Here is a 21,357-nt window from a genome sequence, read left to right on the forward strand (position 1 = left end):
ATTATCTTACCTGTAATTTTTACATTTATTGATAGCAAGATACAAATAAGAGCATGTATAATTGGAGAGTCATCGCGATTGGCCAAATTATTTAAACACCACTTTTGTTGGTGTATAGAAAAACTTTCAGAATGAAAAGGATTCTTATTATGCTAAAATGGATTAAATTTTGTATTGCAATAGTGACTGTAGCTACATTTCCTTTGTATGCAGATGACGCCCCTAAAACCAATCAGTATTGGTGGCCTCATTTACTCGATCTCAGCCCACTTCGTCAACCTAATGCGACAGCTAGTCCCATGGGAGAACAATTCAATTATGCAGCAGCTTTTAATACTCTAGATCTCAATGCAGTGATTGCAGACCTTAAGCAACTCATGACCTCCTCTCAAAACTGGTGGCCTGCAGATTTTGGCAATTATGGCCCTTTATTTATTCGTATGTCTTGGCATGCTGCGGGAACTTATAGAATTTATGATGGTCGAGGCGGAGCTAATGGGGGATATCAACGTTTTGTTCCTCAAAACAGTTGGCCAGATAATGCAAATCTTGATAAGGCTAGACGATTGTTGTGGCCAATCAAAAAAAAATATGGTGATAAAATCTCATGGGCCGATTTACTGGTTCTTGCTGGAAATGTCGCCATGGATTCTATGGGTTTTCATACCTTGGGATTTGCTGGCGGTCGTGTAGATGCCTGGGAAGCTGTCAATATCAACTGGGGGTCAGAAGGAAAATGGTTAGAGAGTAGGCGCCATAACCAGGATGGTAGTCTTAAAAAGCCTCTTGCCGCTTCAGTGATGGGATTGATTTATGTCAATCCAGAAGGACCAAACGGGGTACCTGATCCGCTTGCGGCTGCAAAAGACATTCGAGAGACCTTTGGCCGTATGGCGATGAATGATGAAGAAACAGTGGCACTAATTGCAGGAGGACATGCATTTGGTAAGGTGCATGGTGCTGCATCCACTGAAAACTTAGGGCCAGCTCCAGCTGACGCAGAAATTGAACAACAAGATCTGGGTTGGAAAAACAGTTATGGTACGGGCAAAGGTAAAGACACCATTACCAGTGGTTTGGAAGGGTCTTGGACAGTTTCTCCTACAAGATGGAGTCATAATTACCTGCAAAATCTGTTTGCATTTAATTGGGTTCAAACCAAGAGTCCCGCAGGAGCTACTCAATGGATTCCTGATAATAAAAGTGCCTCCTCTATGGTTCCCGATGCCTACGATCCTTCTAAACGGCATGCGCCAATCATGCTTACCACGGATCTGGCGCTAAAATTCGACCCGGTTTATAGCAAAATTGCCAAACGTTTTTTGGAAAATCCTAAAGAGTTTGATGATGCCTTTGCCAAAGCATGGTTTAAATTAATTCACCGCGATATGGGCCCGCGCTCCAGATATCTTGGTCCATTAGTACCTAAAGAGGTTATGATTTGGCAAGATCCTGTACCCGAGGTCGATTACGCTTTAGTTGATAAACAGGACGTTGACCAACTCAAAATCAAACTACTGAACTCAGGTTTAACTCCAGCAGAGCTGGTGAGGACGGCATGGGCTTCAGCCTCCACTTTCCGAGGCACTGACATGCGTGGTGGGGCAAATGGAGCAAGAATACGTCTTGCTCCACAGAAAGATTGGGCAGCAAATAATCCGAGTGAGTTAGCGAAAGTTTTAAAATCTCTTGAAACAATTCAAAATAATTTTAACAAAGCTCAAACGGGAGGGAAAAAAATATCACTTGCTGATTTGATTGTTCTTGGAGGTAGTGCGGCTATAGAACAAGCAGCTAAAAAGTCAGGTTATACAATTCAAGTACCTTTTACCCCTGGACGGACTGATGCTATTCAAGCTATGACAGACGTGCAATCTTTTGAAGTTCTGAAACCTACGGCAGATGGTTTCAGAAACTATTTTGATAAAAGTAATCAAAAATCTCCGGCAGAAATGCTGGTTGATAAAGCTAGTTTATTGAATTTAAGCGTTCCCGAAATGACAGTGCTCCTTGGAGGTATGCGTGTACTTAATGGGAATACGGGACAATCTCAGTATGGTGTATTAACTGATAACCCCGGGAGTTTAAGTAATGATTTCTTTGTTAATCTGCTTGATATGTCCACAGAATGGAGAAAGTCTAAGGATGAGGAAGGTGTATATGAAGGGTATGCTCGGGATACAAATCAATTGAAATGGAAAGCCACCTCTGTGGATCTGATTTTTGGTGCCAATTCTGAGTTAAGGGCTGTGGCTGAGTTTTATGCTATGGATGACTCTAAAGAAAGATTTATTAATGATTTCGTTAAAGCTTGGGTTAAGGTGATGAATGCCGATCGTTTTGATCTTAAAAATAAAGATCTTAAGATCATAAAAAACAATATACAGGAAGGTTGATACATAGAGTTAAGGATTAGCCTGTTCCGGCCGCACTTTGGCTAATTCATTCATGGATTTAAATAACTGAGTAAACATTTAATTATTTATCAATCGAGGATAAAGCTTCAATTAGGGGCTTTATCCCCAGAAAAGAAAACATGAGCAATCAATATTAATGCGTTTACCTGACAGGGAGGTAATTAATACATATTATGAAACAATTCAAAAGCATTATTTAAAAGCCCATCTTGGAAATTTTGTCGTTGATTCATTTCCACTTATATTCACTTGTACTGCCCTTATTCAGTGACAACCTAAATTAGAGTTCATTACTGCGGTGATGCTCTCCCCAAAAATCTGATCTTAGAAAAGTATGCCGCAGCTTATGTAGTGTAAATTAAAATTTCTCATTCTCGGGAAAACGCCAAAGCCGGTTTTAAAACTCTCTGGCATATTCTATAAACATCTAGGTTGACAAGCGTGTTCCGTAGCGCGTAATAAATAATGGTCCGTCGCCAGGAGCTTTTCTTTTTTCAAGATAATGATCCAAATACGCCCTACTATCTTGATATTGGAATGTTCTGACTAATACTTTTTGACTTGTGACGCACACATCCCACAAATCCTTTCGCCGATATTGTCTAAAGCTCAAAGAAACCACTTCGGACTCACCCAAATCGATTCAACAGATTGTCTGGTATGTTTTTTCATTAATGATATCATCGATCTAACTAATCGATAGGTGATTTGACATGTCTTTTAAATACTTAAATGAAATATTGGATTATGGCCTTTATCTTAGAGGTGTAATAATTACCCTATACGCAATCATACTTTTTAGAACAAATTCTGCCAGGCTTTACGGAAGCCACTCGCCTCTGGACTTCATAATTTATATTATTTTAGGTGCTATTTTAGGTGAAGCGATTGTTAATAATATCCCTTTAATATCCTCCATGATAGTTTGTACATTAATCATCGCCATTCATAGATTCCTCGCATATTTGTCATTTAAAAGCCATAGAGTAGGCAAATACATTAAAGGAGAGAAACTTTGTATTATAAAAAATGGGAAGTACATTCAAAAAAATCTTCGCTGCTGTCAAATCACCACGAATGATGTTTTACAAGCATTAAGAATTCAACATGGTGTAGAGGATCTAGAAATAATTAAGAAAGCAATTCTGGAGCGAGGTGGACAAATATCATTTATACTAAAAAAATAGTCCGCTAATCCTAAATACTCTAAGCTTCTTTTTATAGTTTTTAGATAATAAGCCTAGTTTAGTCATAATTCACCCGACACAATCGCTCTATAACGACTCATTTAAATTTTCCTGTTCTGGTAAAAAAGCGATTGTTTACTTTCTTGATTGATGAATAAATATTATTCAGATTACAAAAGGGATACTATTGCCGCGTCTAATATTGGTTGATTTTATTGACACTTTAAACAAGGAATGTTTGAATAATTGAAATTTTGAACAATTTCTTCGGATGTCCTATGGGAAAATCATTAAAAAAAGAGTTTATGCATTTTGATTCACAAACTCAATTGTATTTAAGTGCATACCAAGATCAAGATCGTCGTCATCAATTATTTCGAACGATGTATAAAGCACTTGCAATTCTAGCAGCGCTCATTCCCCCAGTATCTTTGATATTCACTATTCAAGCCACGGTTTTGGATAGAAAAAAAGAGACCTTTAGCTTATGGAAATCCATTGGATATTGTGTACTTTTTGCACTTCTGCCTATCGCGTCTGGATTCATGAGTTGGCATCTCATTGAAGAGTTCGAAGACTCGCGTCGTCGGAATGATACCATTCAGAAAGTCACTTTTACAGAACAAGAATTCAACGAAAGAAAAGACTATTTCAAGCAAATCAAACGTGCAATGCAAAATCTTGGCGTTGATTTAACTAAAGTGAAACCTGATTCCGCAAACAAGAACCACAAGGTAATCGTAAAGTACACTACCGATAAACCCAGGGTTGATGTCTATATGGATTCAGCACAAAGAGAGCGGCAAAGTAAGATGCTTCATTATGGGATAGTCTTGTTCCATAATCCACGTAATGAGTCGATTATGACTGACCAGAAAATACAAGAAATTTCCGATGCACCTGGATTTTTTAGTAAAAAACATACTGAAAGTATAGAAATAATCCAACAACTGGAAACGCAATACACTATTTAGCACTTGATATCTTTAAATTTCTTCTAAAGATAGGCTTATACTTATAGGAATTAACAACTAAGTGTAGTCTATCTCTGGAAGAAAATAATGAATAAAACAACTATCCCAGATGTTTTTTTTGAAAAGCTTCAAGGATCGGGTATTGTTGTTAGAGATCCAGAGCTTATAGCTCGATATGAAAGAAACACCTTAGATGCCAAGGCTCAGATTGGCGCTGTTTATCAACCGAGCTGTAAAGAAGATATTCAAAAATTAGTCTCAATCGCCAAAGAACACCAAATTGTACTCTACCCTATTAGCACCGGTCACAATTGGGGTTTGGGTAGCGCTATTCTGACACATAAGCGTTCAATTGTCGTCGAGCTATCCAAATTTTTTAGCCAGGCTCTTATTAAAAAATACCTCAGCAAACTTATCCCGTTAGTAGACTTATTGGATATTTCATTGAATTACTCCAGAGGATACCCAACGAACACAATCTATTTATATGGTATATCGTTCTTATTGATGCTACAGCAGAGAATTTAAAGTCTTTTAATAAGGTGGTAGATACCTCAAGCTTAGCGATTCACGATTTCACGTTCTTCCTTATAAGCCGGATGTATTAGTAGGTTTGGCACCTACAGTCTTTAAACTCAGCGATCCAGAAGCAAAAGAAAAAGCACATGCGTTTTATCGTGATATTTTAAAAAGAGGCATCGAACAGGGTTTTGTCGAACATCGTGTTCCTATCCCCGTAATCAACTCCCTTGTTGATTTAAAGAGTCCTTATTGGGCTTTAGTCAAAAAAATCAAAGACTCGATTGATCCTGATAACATTATTGCATCAGATAAATACTGGTAATCAGCTGATATTTTTTTCCATACTTTGACTTTAACCAATGCTATAGTAATCAAAACTATCGTATATATTGGTTTAGTCGATTTGTATTTATAAATCTTATGATAAAGGTTGGGGGTTTTAATTAAACGACTTCGCAATCCCTGTACAGCAAGGTCCAAACAATTTTTTAGCGTACAAAGATTCAGAAAAAAGAATTGCTCCCCTTTTTAGCAGTGCTTATTTATTTTATAAAAAAAAACATTTTTGTCAGTAGCTTCTACTACATTTTTATGTAAGGTATTAGTTAGTTTATCGCACAAATTACAGGTAATTAAATAACCATCTTCAATATAAAATTTATCAATTCCCTATTGATGTACTGTATTTATCATAAGTTGTGTGAGATTTTCAGGGGTTTTTTCATCAAGATTTGGCGAAGCGGGTTTATGTTTCATAGAATACTTCAATGCTCCCGATGAAGAGGCTAGTCCACAGCAATATTTATTTTTAAAGGGATATCTTATAAAAATTTTCGAAACATATTTAGCGGTTGTATCAGAAATGCAACTACACTGCTTGTATAAAAAATCCACCACAACATTACCAAAATAAATGAGTACATCATTTTTGAAACAGACTATGGAAATACCAATGGTTGCCACCATTTTTTGAGTATTTTTATCATAAAATAGCAATACAATATCGCGAGGAAATAAATAATCGATAATCACCTGTCCATCGAGATTTAGATATTTTTGATGTAAAAAAATATAATCTTTTTTTTTGTAATTCTGTCATGTTCTTAGGTTTAATAACTTTGACGTCTAATCTGTCCATGTAAACCCCTAATTAACTAGGATAATTTGATGTTAAACAATCAAATTAATGGCAAAAGTTTGGTTATTAATTCCCTTTGATAACCCACATTAAAGCTATTGAATTTATGTACTTAAACACAACAAAAAACTAATATTCCTTTTCCCTTTATTGACTATCTTTATTAGAGACAAATGTTAAACCTCCAAAATCGGAATACATTAACTATAGCCCTTTACCCATTATTGGCAAATTTTTAAACAATTTATTCGTCTAACTATTCTTCTATCTTATTGAATAAATTTGATTTATTTGCTTCCACCTTAATCCAAGTGGGTAAACATACCCATCCATTTTTTAGTCTTGTTGGATTATTATTGCCCAAATTAAAATTATTAAGCATTTAAATACTATGGGTAAAGCTAAAGTTTATTACTGGCAAGGCATTCTAGGAGATGCTGAATTATTTGCACCTTATTACGAAACAATTAGTAAACTGGTTAAGGGCAATTACAAAGCTGCCGATTTGGATTTGAAACAGCTTGATGGCTACCGGGTTTACAGTGTGCGGATTAATAAAAGCGATCGCTTAATATTTACTACCTTTGAGAAGGATGGTGATTCCTATCTGCTTTTGTTGGATGTGGTATTAAACCACGACTATAGAAAATGTCCCTTTTTTAATCGCTCAGTGCTAAAGAATTATCTGGTAAAAAATGCCACCGATATTGCTCAGCAAATTGATGACAGTAATTTTATTGATATCAGTGAAGCCCCGCTGGCCGATAAGGAGTCACAAGAATCGATAGATTCAGCTACCTCGCTGCAATTCACTCCCATTAACTACTACAACCAGATGTATATTGAGTTCAATGACGAACAGCAAATAGCACGAGGAGCGACACTTCCGGCGGTAATTAGTGGCCCCCCGGGTTCAGGAAAATCCTGTGTTGCTTTATCGCTTTTAGAGCAGGCCGTTAGTCAACAAATCCATCATGACTCTCCCATTTTGTATGTTACTCAATCTGAACCATTAAAAAAGATGCTCGAAGGAGCCTGGAAAGAATTGCCCATTGCTCAAAATCGACCACCAAATTCCGTGCAATTTTGTACCTATTTAGAACTTTTAAATAAATTAAATGTCGAGTATGAAACAGTCGGGAAGAGCTCTTTTAAAAGCTGGTTTAAGCAATACAACACTAAACAAAAACATCGCAAAAAAACAATTACAGAATACGAGAATTTCTTAAAACAAGGGCCTCTAATCTATCGCGAGTTAAGAATTCTAACAGCTTATAAATCAGAAGAGTATTTAAAACTCGGTGAGCGCCAATCATTGATTCATGAACCCAATGAAAGACAGTGGATGTTAGAAATAGCTAAAGCCTATTTACTCTATCTTAAAGAAACAAAACGTCTTGATCCTGCGCTTTATGAATTGCAGATAAAGCCTGTTTACTCACTCATTGTTGTTGATGAAGCTCAAGATTTGTCCCATTGTCAGTTGAAAAATTTACGCGATTTAACCAAAGACTGCCAAATAGCTGCCTGCATGGATACACATCAAAGTCTGGAAGATGAGCAAGCTAAACGTGATTATCTGCTGCAAATGTTGAGTGCGCGTCATTATAAAGCCCAAAATCTCACATTAAGTGCTACTTATCGCTGCCCTCCAGTCATTGCTAAGTTAGCTAATAAAGTTATTGATATAAAAAATATTTTAACTGGAGGAATTGCAGACAAAAAAGAATTTACAGCGATTTCTTCTACCCCTGATTCACAAGCTGAAGCGGGCTTTGTAGAGTGGCTTGATTATTCCTCAACAGAGGAGATTCTAAAGTTACGCCAGAAAGAACTTGTTGTAGTGACTTATAAAGAATTTAAAGACGAGGCAATAAAACTCTTTCAAACTCCGCTGGTGTTTACGCCTAAACAAATTAAAGGACTCGAATACAAAACTGTTGTCGCATTTCGTTTGTTTGATAAAGACGAATTCCAACAAGCCAATGCACAACTTAAAGATAAAGTTAAGGGAGGTTCTTTAGTTGCGCCAACGCATCGCGCTAAACAAGGTCAAAGAAACTCTGGCGTCGGGCCGTTATGGAACAAAATCTTTACAACGTTTACTAGAACCAGGAATAATTTGATTGTTGTACAAGATCCTAGGCAAATACCTGAGCTTTGCAATGTATTACAAAACACAATCACTAACCAGAATATCCCTCTACACACTGCTCTAAGTGAAGACTCTCAAATCGATTGGCGTAAAGAGGCTGAAAAACAACGACAACATGGAAATGAAGACATTGCCAGAAGGATAGAGGAAGAGAAGCTCAACGAGAACACTAAACTTGTTAAACAAGACGTTAAGAATTCATCGACAACGAGCGAAACTATAAAAAAAGAAAAAACCACTCCTAAATCCCTGCCTGCTAAAGGAAGGAGTGTGGCGCCAGCAGTTGAGTTTAAATTTCCCTCTAATTTTTCAAAAAAAACACTTGCCAAGTTATTGAATAGTCCACAGATTCACGACTATTTTTTTCAGCCTAAAGGCGATTCCTGTAATTTTAGCGACTTTATTACCAAAGAGGATAACATAAGGTTATTAGCCTCTGTGTTAGAGCAACCTGAGGAAATGTTTGCGTCTGCACTAGAACAACTTAAGAAAGTGTTTTCTTCTTTACCGGAACAACATAAAAAAATAGCACGTATTTCAGAACAACAGAGACAGTTAGTAGAATCCGTTCTGAGTCAACATACAAAACTGTTGGAGTCTGTTTTAAAAAATCCTGAATTACTCTCTTTATCAGAATTGGAACAACATAAAAAGTTATTAGCATCTGTGCCCCCACAATATAAAAAGTTGCTAGAGCTGGAACAACATGAAAAATTGTTACTGTCAGTGATAGACCATCAAAAACTTATAAAGAGAATAGCAGATGGTTTACTTAGTGATTTCAAGGGTCGTCCTATTTTTCTGGAATTGTTTGAACAGGATAACCTGCATAATTTAGTTAAATATATCCCTGCAATAGCCAGGTATTTACCACCGGAATTTTTGACGCAAAAATATACTTACAGTGAAAAGGAAAGCACGATTTTCCTGGACTTGACACAAACATCTGACGGTCATGAGATTTTATCGATTTTATTCAAGAAAAATCCAAATTTAATAAAATTTCTGTCTCTTACTGATATGACGGCCAGCTACAATACAACGGATAACTTTGCGTTAAAGCATTTAACCACAGCGCCTCTCATCTTTCATAATGGTAACGCCTCCAGTTTCCCCAACGACATTAACTTATTGCGGTTGATATTAAAAAATAATCAAAAATTAATTACGGAATTGTCGCCAGCATTGACAAAACCTGTCACTCATGGCGCTCTTGAAAATACCTCACCCTTTTTCTGGTTATGTTTTTATTCACCACCTCTATTAGGCGAATGGCTTGATGTCAGCCCAGAGCTCATAACAGACCTGTCCACGGAAGAGTTAATTGAGGTCTTATTTTCTATTCCTGCACCAAATTTCGATATGGCATTCTTTTTCCTGACTACAGATAGAGAGTATTTCTCAGTATTTAAACGAATATTAGATCTTAAGCCAGATATCCTTGCTAAAATACCTGCGGAAAAATTGGCAAAAGCACTCACACTAAACACCCAGGGAGATTGCGCATTATACAGCTTATCCAAAATGCCTGAGGGATGCGCGTGGTTAAATCAGCTTTTAAAATTAAAACCTGAAGTAGCGAATTATATTTTGCCGAGTGATTTCGGGGTGTCCAATCTTGCCGATGGAAGCGATTCTACTCTTTATTGGCTGAGCTATAGTACAGAAGGTCGACTTGTATTAAAGACCTTATTTAATTTAAACAAACTATTAGCAACTGATTTAAAACTAGAGAATTTTATTCGTCCAATCACGGGTGAAAATGCAATTAAATCAGATCTCAATGCAACTCCTTTTTACTGGTTAACTACTTCCCCTGATGGTCGTCAATTGCTTGTTGAATTGCTGGATTTAAATGAAAACATTCGGAAGGGACTGAATTCTTCAGACTTGTTACGCATGCGACCAGAAGAAGCAGAGAAGTACGCATGTACCACTGCACTCTATTATTTAACCTCGGATCTTTTAGGGCATAAGGTTTTAAACTTGCTTCTCCAGGAGAATCCAAAACTGGCAACGGAGGTTTCCTACGCCCAGCTAACACAAATGTTAACGGGCAAAGCTCCGCCAATGCTTGTGAATACTTCTCCTTTCTATTGGCTGGTTTACCATTATGGACTGAGTGAGTTGCTAGATAAGTTTCTAACTCCAGAGATAGAAAAACAACTTACATCACAATTATTAATTATTAAGACCTACACAAGCACCGTAGGAGCAATTCCGCAGACGATTTTAGATGCTTTCAGTCGTAGCAGAAATGGTTTACAAAAAATAGCTCAGATATTCTCGAATTCTCCGGGACTTCTTGATAATTGTATAAATCGTATATTAGTCTCATTTTCAAGAATTAACTCCCTTCTTAATCCGCAGTTCTCACTGGAATCTAAATCCTCTCTCTTATTGTCACATGAAGGCCAATTGATCGTGTGTGAGAAATTACGGCAAGACCCCTCTTTTGCAAAATTCTTTCCAGCTAAAGACTTCGTAATGAAAATTGGTCGTCCTGTATTTATCTATTCCTGCACGCCTCTACAGCATCTTTGTCAGGCAAGTTATGGGATTACAGTATTAACTGAGTTGCTGCAGGCAAATCCGGACTATATTAAAGAAATCCCAGCCACTGCATGGACTGATTTTATTATTACGGAGAAGGAAACGGGGTCATGTTGCATACATTGGCTAGCGCGCAGTGAGCAAGGTATAGAGATTTTAGCAAAATTAATTCAGGAAAATGAGGCGCTTGTTAGGCAGATTTCAAATATAGAATTGTTAAGGCCTGTTGTTTGTTTAAAAACGAAAGAAAAAACAACTTTAGCAGGTGTATTAATGCAAAGTGTAAAGGGGCGCCATGTTCTTCAGAGCTTATTTAAAAAAAGGCCTGAACTAGAAGGAGCAATGCATGATGCTCATTTCTCATCCGGTAAATCCCCTTCAGATCAAGAAAAAAGTAAGGATACAGCAAATAAATATCTACCAACAAGTATGAAAGATGTTCCAAATTTATTTCAAAACAAGCCAAAATTAGAAGGAATAACTGAAGATAAATCGAGCAATTCACATTCATCTCCAGCGGTGAACACGAACGCTGTAAATAATCTGTCCGCAAATTCGAAATTCTCACAAGGAAAATCACAAGGTGAGGAAATAGAACAAACAGGTGAAAGTTTAAGGTTGTTTAAGAAGGCCAATAACAAAGAGAAAAAAGTAGAACCCTCTTCACAACCAAAAATGTCGTGAGAATAGAGTTAAGGTTTGCTTTCTTTGCTTTATTGAGTATTCAGAAAATCATCTTTCTGTCCTATGTAGCTAAATTGGAGCGAAGAACTGTTTTTGGTGGTGGGGTAACCACCCTTACGCCCCACGATTCTTTACGCTACGTCCCATGGCTTGTCCACGGGATCCAGTTTTTATTGCAAAACACTCTGGATCCAACGGACAAACCCGGGAACATAGTAGAAGTAACATTATCGACATTCTTGCTGCAACCAACACTCATCCGGATTGCACACCTCAATCACTTCACACTGCGGGACATATTGGGGGACATACACTGGTGGGGGAACATACACTGGCGGCGGAACATAAATTGGAGCCGGAGCAGGTACCGTGATAATAACGTTAGGACCACCCCATCCAGGATACCATCCTCCACCATCATAATACCCTCCAGGCCCATAGCCGTGATAATGATGATGCCTGTGTCCCCAATTGGCTTCACAAGCAAAACTTAAGCTAAGCATTACCCCGCAAAGTAGATAACAGGTTAGATGACGGATGGTTTTCATTTCATCACTTAAGACAATAATTTAGATGACTAAATTTTAAACGCGTTATCACTTACTTAACAATCACCTGATGAATTATATTTTTTAGCGTGTTGAGAACAAGAAATAATTAAATGATAAGCATCATTGATATTGCATACTTGATTCAGGAGTTCCTTCATTTCCAACCTGTTGCGATGAATTTGAATTAGCAAGCAATATTACTGGTGAAGATACAAAATTGGCTCGCCCTCTTGCTTCAGTCAATTTCATTTCTTCAACGACAATGTCAGGGTCATTTGGTGCAAATGTCGCCGCGTTGTCAAGTGCCTCTTTAGCCTTACTCCACGCTTTTTCCATTCTATAAGTACAGGCAATATTAAGCCAAGCATCAGCAATTTCTTGTGTCTTTTTGGTTTTTTGCAAAATAGATGAAAAATAAGCTCTTGCTTCCGAAAAAGAATTTTGTTTAAAAAGAGACATTCCCAATTGATTAATGGCACTAAGGTGTTCTGGATCTAACTGAATCACTTCCAGATATTTCTTTTGCGCTTCCTCCTGTTGTCCATTTCTGTATAGATGATCTCCAAATTGTGCCAGACATTCTGTAAGATTTGATGAAATAATATTTATAAGGACAGTGTCAATTTCCTTACATGCGGCTAACGCTTTCCGATAATATTTTATTGCCTCACTAAAATAATTTGTTATTTCTTGTTGAGCCATCTTTTGATCATTAATAGTTTGCTCAAGAACTTCAATATATTTCTCATAACAGCTCGCTATACTGTGTAAAAACGCTGGATGTTCGCCACAAAGTTTTAGAGCCTGATTTATAAAAAACAGAGCACCTTTAAACATTTTGATACTAGCTGGTATATTGTTTTTAAGATGGTGTTGAGCGGATTTTAAATAGAGCAACCCCATGTTGTTCCATGCAGAGGCACATTGTGAATTAATTTTAGTTGCTGTCTCATAACATTTTAATGCAGCAGTATCCTTGTTTTCAGCCTCGTAACATTGACCCAATAAATCAAAAACATAAGAAAGATTAGCCAGATCATCTACAAAAGTTTTTCTTAAATCAATGAATCTCTTTAAAGGAGGAATGGCTTGTTGCTTTTTATCACTCAAAAAGTAACATTGCCCTAAATAGAAATAGCTTCTAACATTTTCAGGATTTTCGTTAAGTTCTTGAAGGAACAACTCCGCGGCTTTCTCATACTTTTTTTCATTGAATGCGTCAATTCCAGCAGTATAAATTGTTCCAGGCATAACAAATCTCTTAGTTTTTAACTTGAGCATAATTTTATCATAATCATTTGAGCACAGAGACAAATTTATCGTTTCAAATTTTAACTTTTTGAATTTATATATAACCAATATTATCAATATTACCCATAATGAAGCGAATATGTTATATTTGTGCGCAAATGAATTAAGTTGTTGTTTGTATATCAATTCTTAATTTAATACTGACTATTCACTTTTAAAGAGCTTCAACATGAAAAATAAATTACGTAAGCTACAAGCGCACTTACAGACGTTTAAAGAAGATCAATTTATTGCTGATCTAAATGCTGTGCTTGGAACCAATATTTCTGAAATTACTATTGAGACAGCATTAATGACATTAGAGGTTTTAGACTCCATTTTGCTTGATACTGCCTCTCAGAAAAAAATTGATGCCACCCCAACATGTCAAACTCAGATTCCCCCATTTTACTTAAAATTAAAACAACATATCGTTGATACTCGCACCCAAATTAGTCGAGACCTATTTCTTGCGATCCCACAGAATGAATTTGATACTCTGAGCGCAAAAAAAGACATACACTTTCAAAAAACAGTGACGGATTTCAACAATTTCTCTTTTAACTTGATTCTTTTTGTTGCTAAAGGTAAATCCAAGGAAAAAGCACTTCTTAGGATCAATCATCTAATCGATATGGCTGGAATGGCTATAGAGAACAAATGTTTTCATGATGTATTCGCTTTTTCTGCAGCATTAAATGATATAACCATACAATCCCTATGCAAAAAATATAAATTTTCTGAATCACGAAGAAAAATTTTAGAGCGGCTTAACATAGTAACAAATGAATATGATAACTGTATGAACCTACATCATATAACCTTTGAAGACGCGATACCCTCTCTAAATGTTTACGCAGGACAAGTTGGCAAAGGTAAGGAAATGTCTGGAGCAGGAGTTTCTTTATTTAAATCTGGTCTTATAAGTTTGCAAAAAGCAAACAGACGTTTATTAGCGCGTAAAAACGTTACACCGTTCCCGTCTCCTGATTTTGATAAGATCAGTACAGTCAAAGAATTAGTTAACGACGCTGGAGGATGGGAATATATTGCAAATAAAATTGATACTCTACCGATTGAGGAGTTCATCAAAGAAAACTCCAGAACTGTATTGGAACAAATAAGCACTGACCACCTTTTAAAAGTCGCTTGTGACATCGAAATAAAGTTATCTTCAGCAGAAGAAGAGTATGAAAGTGAGATTGATGATTTAGAGATCGATGCATTTAATAGGGAGTCCAATCTATCAATCGCTGATATGAAGAAAGAAGATGGATTTGCTGAATATCTAGTAGCTTATGATAAGATAACAGGCGACCACCATGTGGAATTAATCAACTTACAATCTAAAATTAGAATGAATCCACAGGATAGATCAGTATTAGAAAAGCAAGAAACACTCCGGGACCAAAAAGAGCAAGCGCTAGAAGCTCTCCATAAAAAAACTCCCAATGCCACAAGATTTTACAGCCTCGCAAAAATAATCCATCTAGAAACGAAAATAAGAGAATTACACTGCGAAAAGACGATTGCAGAGACCAACCTGGCTGTAGCAGCAGATGGATGTATCTCAGCTGTATCGCTTTTATCTTTAGATTATAAAAAACCTTTCTTATTAGCCGTTCCCTATCAGCGTATGAAAACAGGAATTTGTGAAAAGATTTGCAAGTTCCTCGATTCAGCCCAACCTGATTTCAAACCCTTTAATATCGATTATGAAAAGGCAATTAGCGAACTACATGAGATGATTCGTATTAACTACTCGAGAAAATCAGAGTCCAAAATGTTTCGCGGTATTCAAGAACTTGTTAAAGCTTTTGGTGACAATTCTAAAACTGATAAAAAATTAGGTAGTCGTCAAGAAATGGAAACATTACTCGAGCAATTGATAGCTAACGATCAAAACGCTGTAGCACGTGTTAATCAAAGCTTAAATATCGCACTTGTTTTAACTCCCTCAATAATTAGTCAACTCAAGAAATTAAAAGAGTTGGTGACACAGGAGTCCGCTTTAAAGCAAGTACTTCGCGAACTTGGATTGCGATATACCGTAAAGGATAAGCTTCAATATCTTAATGGACTTAAGCGCGGTGAAGAAAATCTCAGTGAAGAGGCTTGGGAACAAATTGAAGTCCTTAAAGCAAGCCTTTGGGCTATGAACCCTAAAATGTTAACCCAAACCGAGTCTTACAGAAAAATGGGGCCCAATTCACGCTTTTTCAAATTATTAGGCGAAACGGTAACTAGCCATCCTTGTATAACCTCTGTGGTAGAGCAGTCACTTCCCTGAAGGACCCCTGCTCTCTTCGTGAGGAGGGGGGCTTATTTCATCTCATAGATAGACATGGATTTAATTTGAAACATTCATTGGATGCCTCGACTTGTCCGAGGCACCCAGAAAATGCCAGCTCAAGTGAAATATTCTATATTAAAAGAAAACGAGAGGCGTATAAGATTCTTCTTGATATGATTGTCCATGTGCTTTTACATAGACCTCTTTGGCAGCTATCGCGCTCTTAAACGCACACAGACAAACTTGAACAACTACGGCTGCGTCGCATCGACTAAGATAACTTCCAATAAGCTGACCTATTTCAACAGGCAGGCCAATTTGCTTATTACCCCGAGTGAAAGAACCTTCCTCAGGTACATAGGGATTCCAAAATAATAATAATCCAGCCGCGCTACTCATGGTGAAGATTTTTTCTTCTTTGGAATTATAACGAGCCTTACAATTGCGCTTATAAACATTTCTATTCGCTTGAACAATATCGCGGTTTGTTATTTTCATAACTTGTCTTAGCAAAAGGTAGTCGGGCTCAAAGAATAAATCACTATCTATTTTTGATGAAGAGGCGCGTGCAAAAAATAATCTTTGTTTTAATTGCCTCATCATTCGAAATGAAAGAAAAATTTATTGGGGTTTTGCAAGGTTTTACACTCGCGGATATTATGGATAATCATAGTGTCTTAAACCAGTGCTATGCTTAATTTGATTGATTAACTTTTAGTTACAGAGATATGTGATGACATTAATTCGCAGGAAGGATTTTATTCAAAGTATCGCGGATGCTTTTCAGTATATTTCTTATTATCATTCTTCTGATTTTATACAGGCGATGTATCAAGCCTATGAAAAAGAGCAATCTCCCCGAGCAAAAAATTCTATTGCTCAAATCCTATTAAATTCTCGAATGGCTGCAGAAGGCAGACGTCCTATTTGTCAAGATACTGGTGTAGCCGTGGTCTTCCTGCGGATTGGGATGGAGGTTCAATGGGATGTGATGGATCAAACCATCCCTGAAATGGTAAATGAAGGTGTGAGATTAGCCTATACTAACCCGATGAATCCTCTACGTGCTTCAGTAGTTGATGACCCATCAGGAAAGCGCAAGAATACAGGAGATAATACTCCCGCCATTGTGCAAATCGAATCCATTTTAGGAAATACTATTGAAGTCATTGTTGCAGCGAAAGGATTTGGCTCAGAAGCCAAGGCAAAATTTGCTATTTTAAATCCTTCTGATAGCGTTGTAGACTGGATAGTTGAGCAAATACCGCATATGGGAGCCGGATGGTGTCCTCCAGGTATATTAGGAGTAGGGATTGGTGGCACAGCAGAAAAAGCCATGTTACTTGCGAAGGAAGCTTTAATGGAACCTGTTGATATTCAGCAACTTTTTGAACGTAAACCACAAAACCATCTGGAAACATTGCGTCTTGACCTTTATGAAAAAATAAACGCACTGGGGATTGGTGCACAAGGACTGGGTGGTTTAACGACAGTACTCGACGTCAAGATTAAAGAATACCCCACTCATGCAGCCAGTTTACCGGTAGCTATCATCCCCAATTGTGCTGCCACCAGACATCTTTCATTTGTTCTCGATGGTAGTGGACCTGTTGAACTAGTGCCGCCATGCCTGGACTTTTGGCCAAAACTTGATTTGGATAACAATGCTCCGTTGCGTAAGGTGAATCTTAATACGCTAACAAAAGCTGAAATCAAAAAGTGGCAATTGGGTGAAACTTTATTACTTTCTGGAAAGTTAATTACGGGACGCGATGCGGCACACAAAAAGATTGCAATGCTATTAGAACAGGGGAAACCCTTACCTGAGGGTGTGGATTTAGACAATAAATTTATTTACTACGTAGGACCAGTGCCCTCGACAGCGACTGAAATCGTTGGTCCTGCAGGCCCTACCACAGCAACACGTATGGATAAATTTACAGAACTTATGTTATCAAAAACAAATATACTGGGAATGATTGGGAAAGGGGAGCGAGGTCCTGTAGCCCTTGACGCAATTAAACGACACAATTCTGTTTCTTTAATTGCCGTTGGCGGTGCAGCCTATTTAATATCAAAAACCATTCGCAACTCACGTATTATTGCCTTTGAGGAATTGGGCATGGAAGCTATGCGAGAATTTGAGGTTGTTGACATGCCTGTCACAGTGGCAGTCACGGCTGATGGCCAGTCAATTCATGAAGAAGGCCCCAAGGAATGGCGTATTAAAATTTCAGAAATAAAACGAAACAACGATTAGGAGTCTCATTCATTGTCATTTAAAAGCCGTCGTCATCTGACCTTTACGGAGCAAATACCTGACAGATCCCCGCAAAATATTCATTTAGGAATATTATTAGCTTTCTGTGCCGCTTTATTTTATTCAGTGATGGGGGCGCTTGTTAAGTTGATAGCAGAGGATACTTCGAATACAACCATCATATTCTTTAGGTTTGCAGTCGGATTTATATTAATACTTCCTATTATAACCTATAACCAAGGCTATTGGCGCCCTTTATCTTATTTCAAAACACAACGTCCATTATTGCATTTAGTTCGCGCAATCAGTGGCCTGTCGTCATTGCTGTTACTTTACTATTCCTTAAAATTTATCCCATTAGTCGATGCAGTATTGTTAAATACAACCTATCCCATTTTTGTTCCGCTTGTGTTTTGGGTATTAATAGGCGTTAAAACCTCGGGCAAAACCAGTTTAGGCATTCTAATTGGGTTTGTTGGCATAGCTCTTGTTCTTAAGCCCAATGCAGGATTATTTAATATTGCTTCGCTTATTGCTTTAGCTTCAGGAGTGGCAGCAGCATTTGCCATTGCCTGCACTCGTCTTTTAAGCAAAACAGAAACCTCTGGTGTGATTACTTTTTATTATTTTTTATTAACAACCATTATTGCAATGATACTCATGGTTTTTTATTGGAGTACGCCTAATTTAAAAACGGTACTCATTTTAATAGCGATTGCTGTAGTGGCAACAGGATATCAATTATGCCTAACTGAAGCCCTTGCACGCACACAAGCACGTATTGTATCACCGATCATGTATTCGGCCATTATTTTTAGCGGTATCCTTGGCTGGCTAATTTGGGGACAAATACCCGACATTTTATCCATAGCAGGAACAATCCTGGTTTTTGCGGGTGCGCTTGTCGCTGTTTCTGCCCAATATAAGGCGAAGTAAAAAGCAACTGGGCTTTATACGTCTGTAATTTCAATAATGAGAGATAATTTTCTTAAAATCGCTCTTTATTTGCATCAAATTTCGATCACCTAATAAAATTATAAGAATAATTGCCCTTAATATAATCATTGTTTTATCGAGAATTGTGAAAATATTATGAATTTGTTTAAAGAAGCATTAGCAAATTTATGGAACGAATTCAAGCAACGCAAAACCTTTGCCATGCAGCATCGATTCAGGCAGCTTGTTAGCCTTTCTTCAGGTGAGATCTCCTACGATGTGTCTGCATTGGATATTCATAAATCAAAAGATGAAGATACACATGAATATTTAGAGAGAATTAAAAAATTTCCCAAAGAACTCAATAAAGAAATTTTAATTATTGAGGATTGCCTCCAAGCCATTGAGCAAGCAGAAAAAGCCGAAAAGGCAACAACTACAAACACGGGGTCAAGGGCTCAATTATATTCTGGTGCTGCCGTGAATCGGAATAGAAATATAGAGTACGAGCCAGCTATGTCTCGAGGACCCATGAGAGGCTCAGCCCAAACTTCTACAAACTCTGCTCCTTCGAGAAGAAATCACGCTAAACCTACTGTTTCTCATGCTGAAATCTTAAAAAACCAACGGTTAGATTTAATAAGATCTACGCTCAACAAGGCAAGAGAACAATTAGTTTCCTGGCGAGATGGGTGAGAAACAGAGCGGAAAACACTTTAGAATCAATAATGCCGCTTCAAGAAAATTCGATATGCATTCGAATATGGCATCTTGCAAGGAATAAACAACATAAAGTGATGGGATATGTTACTGACGGTCATATCTCTATTGAAGTCAATAAAGATGGTAAACGAGACTATATGAGTTTTTATCCCGATATTTTGGCTCCTAAGAAAGAACCAACATTTTGGGCAAAATGGGCAAAAAGGCTCGGCCTTCTCTCAGTGGATAAAACCAAGGGCATGATGATGTTGATTCAATCAGGAGAGATATACCCGAATGTCAATGAAATTTTAACAGCATCAATAAGTGTCTTTTCTTTGTGGTCTTCCTTCTCATCAAGTGCTTCCACTGCAGTGGATTCAATCCAGGAAGTATTCAAGAGTAATAAATCAGGTAATCTAAAGATCGCAAAAATTAATGAGATTATTGATAATAATCAACCAAGTATCTTGGCTTTTTGGAAAAGAGACCAATATAACAAATTTGAATCCATGCGTGCTGAAGCTAACATTATTGTAGGGGTTTCAGAATTTCTAAAAGGAAATTATAGTGTAACAACTCTATCCCGTCTTCTTCATGCCTATGAAAGTGATTTACCAACCTCTAAAAAAGTAGCCATGGAAAAATTCATAAAACTTTTATCCGTAAAACACAATGAACATAAAAAAGCCTATGAACATGAATTAGAAACAATGACACGTCCAGGTCATTATGCGAGCTTAAGAAAAGAATTAGGGGTAAGTTCAGAGAAAACAGCTAAAAAGGGTGCAAAGGTTGAAGAAACTAACACAGACATCATCGACGTAGGAGAGGAGCCTGTTGAAACAATAACTCCTCCTCCTCAAGAGGAGCACAATTGTTCGACACCCTATAAAAGAGCTGGCTGCTGACCTGAGGCGCTTTTCTTATAAATATCTGATACTCGATGAATTAGTGAATCTTAAGAAAAATTTTTTCCAAAATTTCTTCAATGGGTAAACCCATCACATTGTAATAGGAACCCTGTATTTCTTTAACAAAAGTATCACGTACTTTCTGGATACCATATCCTCCCGCCTTATCAAAAGGATCACCTGAGTCAATATAATTTCTTATTTGCTGTTCTGTAAGAGCATGAAATCGAATATTGGTTTTCACATAATTAGCCCATAATCGCTGCTCTGGAAAAAAAATCAGCGCATAACCCGTATAGACCTCATGTGAATTTCCACTCAGCAAACGCAGCATCCTATAGGCATCCTCTTCATCGCGGGGTTTTTCCAGAATAAGGTTCTGATAAGCCACTGTAGTATCTGCTGCGAGAATTAAATCCGCCATGCCTTCTGTGACTTGCGTTAAAATAGTTTGAGCTTTTTCTCGAGCAAGCCGCGTGACGTAGGTTTTGGCATCTTCTCCCTGCTGTTGAATTTCCTCGATATTGGCAGGCATAACTACCGCATCTAATCCATGTTTTTGCAGTATTTGTAAGCGTCTCGGAGAGGCACTGGCTAGAATAATTTTCAATGGATGAGTTGGTTTCATGCTATCTCAAAAATAGGCTTTTCATTGAGTAGGAAATGGTATTGATTTATTATGCGAGCTGTCAAACGGATATTCTTTATTCACAGGATGAATAACTGTGACACATCATTTTTTTCTGGGTGATATTGAACAAGTTGATACCTTAAAACCGAC

General features: G+C 37.4%; 17 protein-coding genes. 12 read left to right on the forward strand and 5 right to left on the reverse strand.

Annotated features, from left to right (window positions below; translation table 11 throughout):
* Nucleotides 1-149: 149 nt before the first annotated feature.
* From katG to LHA_RS11695, 5 genes are all read left to right on the forward strand, one after another.
* Entirely contained in the window at nucleotides 150-2,396 is a 2,247-nt protein-coding gene (gene katG, locus LHA_RS11675; protein WP_082060340.1) for a catalase/peroxidase HPI, read from the forward strand.
* Between the two features lie 734 nt (nucleotides 2,397-3,130).
* Complete coding sequence (locus tag LHA_RS11680) at nucleotides 3,131-3,604, forward strand: DUF421 domain-containing protein (RefSeq protein ID WP_045106706.1); 474 nt, start codon at nucleotides 3,131-3,133, stop codon at nucleotides 3,602-3,604.
* A gap of 278 nt (nucleotides 3,605-3,882) precedes the next feature.
* Nucleotides 3,883-4,578 carry a hypothetical protein gene (locus LHA_RS11685; RefSeq protein WP_045106707.1) on the forward strand — a complete coding sequence of 232 codons (696 nt, stop codon included), beginning with the start codon at nucleotides 3,883-3,885 and terminating at the stop codon, nucleotides 4,576-4,578.
* Nucleotides 4,579-4,665: 87 nt separating this feature from the next.
* Nucleotides 4,666-5,106, forward strand: coding sequence for an FAD-binding protein (locus tag LHA_RS11690; protein WP_045106708.1), 441 nt, complete (start codon nucleotides 4,666-4,668; stop codon nucleotides 5,104-5,106).
* Nucleotides 5,107-5,191: 85 nt separating this feature from the next.
* Complete coding sequence (locus LHA_RS11695; protein ID WP_045106709.1) at nucleotides 5,192-5,422, forward strand: hypothetical protein; 231 nt, start codon at nucleotides 5,192-5,194, stop codon at nucleotides 5,420-5,422.
* A 347-nt stretch (nucleotides 5,423-5,769) separates the two neighbouring features.
* Here the strand turns inward: LHA_RS11695 and LHA_RS11700 are convergent, their stop codons facing one another.
* Nucleotides 5,770-6,132, reverse strand: a complete 363-nt coding sequence (locus LHA_RS11700; protein ID WP_045106710.1) for a hypothetical protein — start codon at nucleotides 6,130-6,132, stop codon at nucleotides 5,770-5,772.
* Between the two features lie 497 nt (nucleotides 6,133-6,629).
* Here LHA_RS11700 and LHA_RS11705 point away from each other — a divergent pair, with 497 nt between their 5' ends.
* Complete coding sequence (locus tag LHA_RS11705) at nucleotides 6,630-11,630, forward strand: DNA/RNA helicase domain-containing protein (protein WP_045106711.1); 5,001 nt, start codon at nucleotides 6,630-6,632, stop codon at nucleotides 11,628-11,630.
* A gap of 227 nt (nucleotides 11,631-11,857) precedes the next feature.
* On the opposite strand, the gene LHA_RS11710 is transcribed toward LHA_RS11705, so the two are convergent.
* Nucleotides 11,858-12,178 carry a hypothetical protein gene (locus tag LHA_RS11710; RefSeq protein WP_045106712.1) on the reverse strand — a complete coding sequence of 107 codons (321 nt, stop codon included), beginning with the start codon at nucleotides 12,176-12,178 and terminating at the stop codon, nucleotides 11,858-11,860.
* Between the two features lie 123 nt (nucleotides 12,179-12,301).
* Nucleotides 12,302-13,618, reverse strand: a complete 1,317-nt coding sequence (locus tag LHA_RS11715; RefSeq protein WP_158644247.1) for a tetratricopeptide repeat protein — start codon at nucleotides 13,616-13,618, stop codon at nucleotides 12,302-12,304.
* Nucleotides 13,619-13,661: 43 nt separating this feature from the next.
* Between LHA_RS11715 and LHA_RS11720 the strand changes: the two genes are divergently transcribed.
* Nucleotides 13,662-15,761 (forward strand): RasGEF domain-containing protein, encoded by a 2,100-nt coding sequence (locus tag LHA_RS11720; RefSeq protein WP_045106714.1) that lies wholly within the window; start codon nucleotides 13,662-13,664, stop codon nucleotides 15,759-15,761.
* Nucleotides 15,762-15,899: 138 nt separating this feature from the next.
* On the opposite strand, the gene LHA_RS11725 is transcribed toward LHA_RS11720, so the two are convergent.
* Nucleotides 15,900-16,262 (reverse strand): hypothetical protein, encoded by a 363-nt coding sequence (locus tag LHA_RS11725; protein ID WP_147292353.1) that lies wholly within the window; start codon nucleotides 16,260-16,262, stop codon nucleotides 15,900-15,902.
* A gap of 68 nt (nucleotides 16,263-16,330) precedes the next feature.
* Between LHA_RS11725 and LHA_RS17530 the strand changes: the two genes are divergently transcribed.
* From LHA_RS17530 to LHA_RS11745, 5 genes are all read left to right on the forward strand, one after another.
* On the forward strand, nucleotides 16,331-16,462 hold the full coding sequence (locus LHA_RS17530) for a hypothetical protein (RefSeq protein WP_269447698.1): 132 nt from the start codon (nucleotides 16,331-16,333) through the stop codon (nucleotides 16,460-16,462).
* A 35-nt stretch (nucleotides 16,463-16,497) separates the two neighbouring features.
* Nucleotides 16,498-18,024 (forward strand): fumarate hydratase, encoded by a 1,527-nt coding sequence (locus LHA_RS11730; RefSeq protein WP_045106716.1) that lies wholly within the window; start codon nucleotides 16,498-16,500, stop codon nucleotides 18,022-18,024.
* 12 nt (nucleotides 18,025-18,036) lie between these two features.
* Nucleotides 18,037-18,960: a DMT family transporter gene (locus tag LHA_RS11735; RefSeq protein WP_045106717.1), complete on the forward strand. Its 924-nt coding sequence runs from the start codon at nucleotides 18,037-18,039 to the stop codon at nucleotides 18,958-18,960.
* 156 nt (nucleotides 18,961-19,116) lie between these two features.
* Nucleotides 19,117-19,656 carry a hypothetical protein gene (locus LHA_RS11740; RefSeq protein ID WP_045106718.1) on the forward strand — a complete coding sequence of 180 codons (540 nt, stop codon included), beginning with the start codon at nucleotides 19,117-19,119 and terminating at the stop codon, nucleotides 19,654-19,656.
* 32 nt (nucleotides 19,657-19,688) lie between these two features.
* The gene (locus tag LHA_RS11745) at nucleotides 19,689-20,573 is read left to right on the forward strand and encodes a hypothetical protein (protein ID WP_156413546.1); all 885 of its coding nucleotides are present in this window, start codon (nucleotides 19,689-19,691) and stop codon (nucleotides 20,571-20,573) included.
* Between the two features lie 40 nt (nucleotides 20,574-20,613).
* On the opposite strand, the gene LHA_RS11750 is transcribed toward LHA_RS11745, so the two are convergent.
* A complete protein-coding gene (locus LHA_RS11750) occupies nucleotides 20,614-21,204 on the reverse strand; it encodes a Maf family protein (protein WP_045106720.1) in 591 nt (196 codons plus the stop codon).
* Nucleotides 21,205-21,357 lie beyond the last annotated feature (153 nt).

It is taken from the genome of Legionella hackeliae (assembly GCF_000953655.1).
Taxonomy (GTDB): Bacteria; Pseudomonadota; Gammaproteobacteria; order Legionellales; family Legionellaceae; genus Tatlockia; species Tatlockia hackeliae.

Excerpts from the sequence above, each read along its gene's own strand:
- katG (WP_082060340.1), top strand. The coding sequence starts at position 150 with ATGCTAAAATGGATTAAATTTTGTATTGCAATAGTGACTGTAGCTACA.
- LHA_RS11680 (WP_045106706.1), top strand. The coding sequence starts at position 3,131 with ATGTCTTTTAAATACTTAAATGAAATATTGGATTATGGCCTTTATCTT.
- LHA_RS11685 (WP_045106707.1), top strand. The coding sequence starts at position 3,883 with ATGGGAAAATCATTAAAAAAAGAGTTTATGCATTTTGATTCACAAACT.
- LHA_RS11690 (WP_045106708.1), top strand. The coding sequence starts at position 4,666 with ATGAATAAAACAACTATCCCAGATGTTTTTTTTGAAAAGCTTCAAGGA.
- LHA_RS11705 (WP_045106711.1), top strand. The coding sequence starts at position 6,630 with ATGGGTAAAGCTAAAGTTTATTACTGGCAAGGCATTCTAGGAGATGCT.
- LHA_RS11710 (WP_045106712.1), bottom strand. The coding sequence starts at position 12,178 with ATGAAAACCATCCGTCATCTAACCTGTTATCTACTTTGCGGGGTAATG.
- LHA_RS11720 (WP_045106714.1), top strand. The coding sequence starts at position 13,662 with ATGAAAAATAAATTACGTAAGCTACAAGCGCACTTACAGACGTTTAAA.
- LHA_RS11725 (WP_147292353.1), bottom strand. The coding sequence starts at position 16,262 with ATGAAAATAACAAACCGCGATATTGTTCAAGCGAATAGAAATGTTTAT.
- LHA_RS11730 (WP_045106716.1), top strand. The coding sequence starts at position 16,498 with ATGACATTAATTCGCAGGAAGGATTTTATTCAAAGTATCGCGGATGCT.
- LHA_RS11740 (WP_045106718.1), top strand. The coding sequence starts at position 19,117 with ATGAATTTGTTTAAAGAAGCATTAGCAAATTTATGGAACGAATTCAAG.
- LHA_RS11745 (WP_156413546.1), top strand. The coding sequence starts at position 19,689 with ATGCCGCTTCAAGAAAATTCGATATGCATTCGAATATGGCATCTTGCA.
- LHA_RS11750 (WP_045106720.1), bottom strand. The coding sequence starts at position 21,204 with ATGAAACCAACTCATCCATTGAAAATTATTCTAGCCAGTGCCTCTCCG.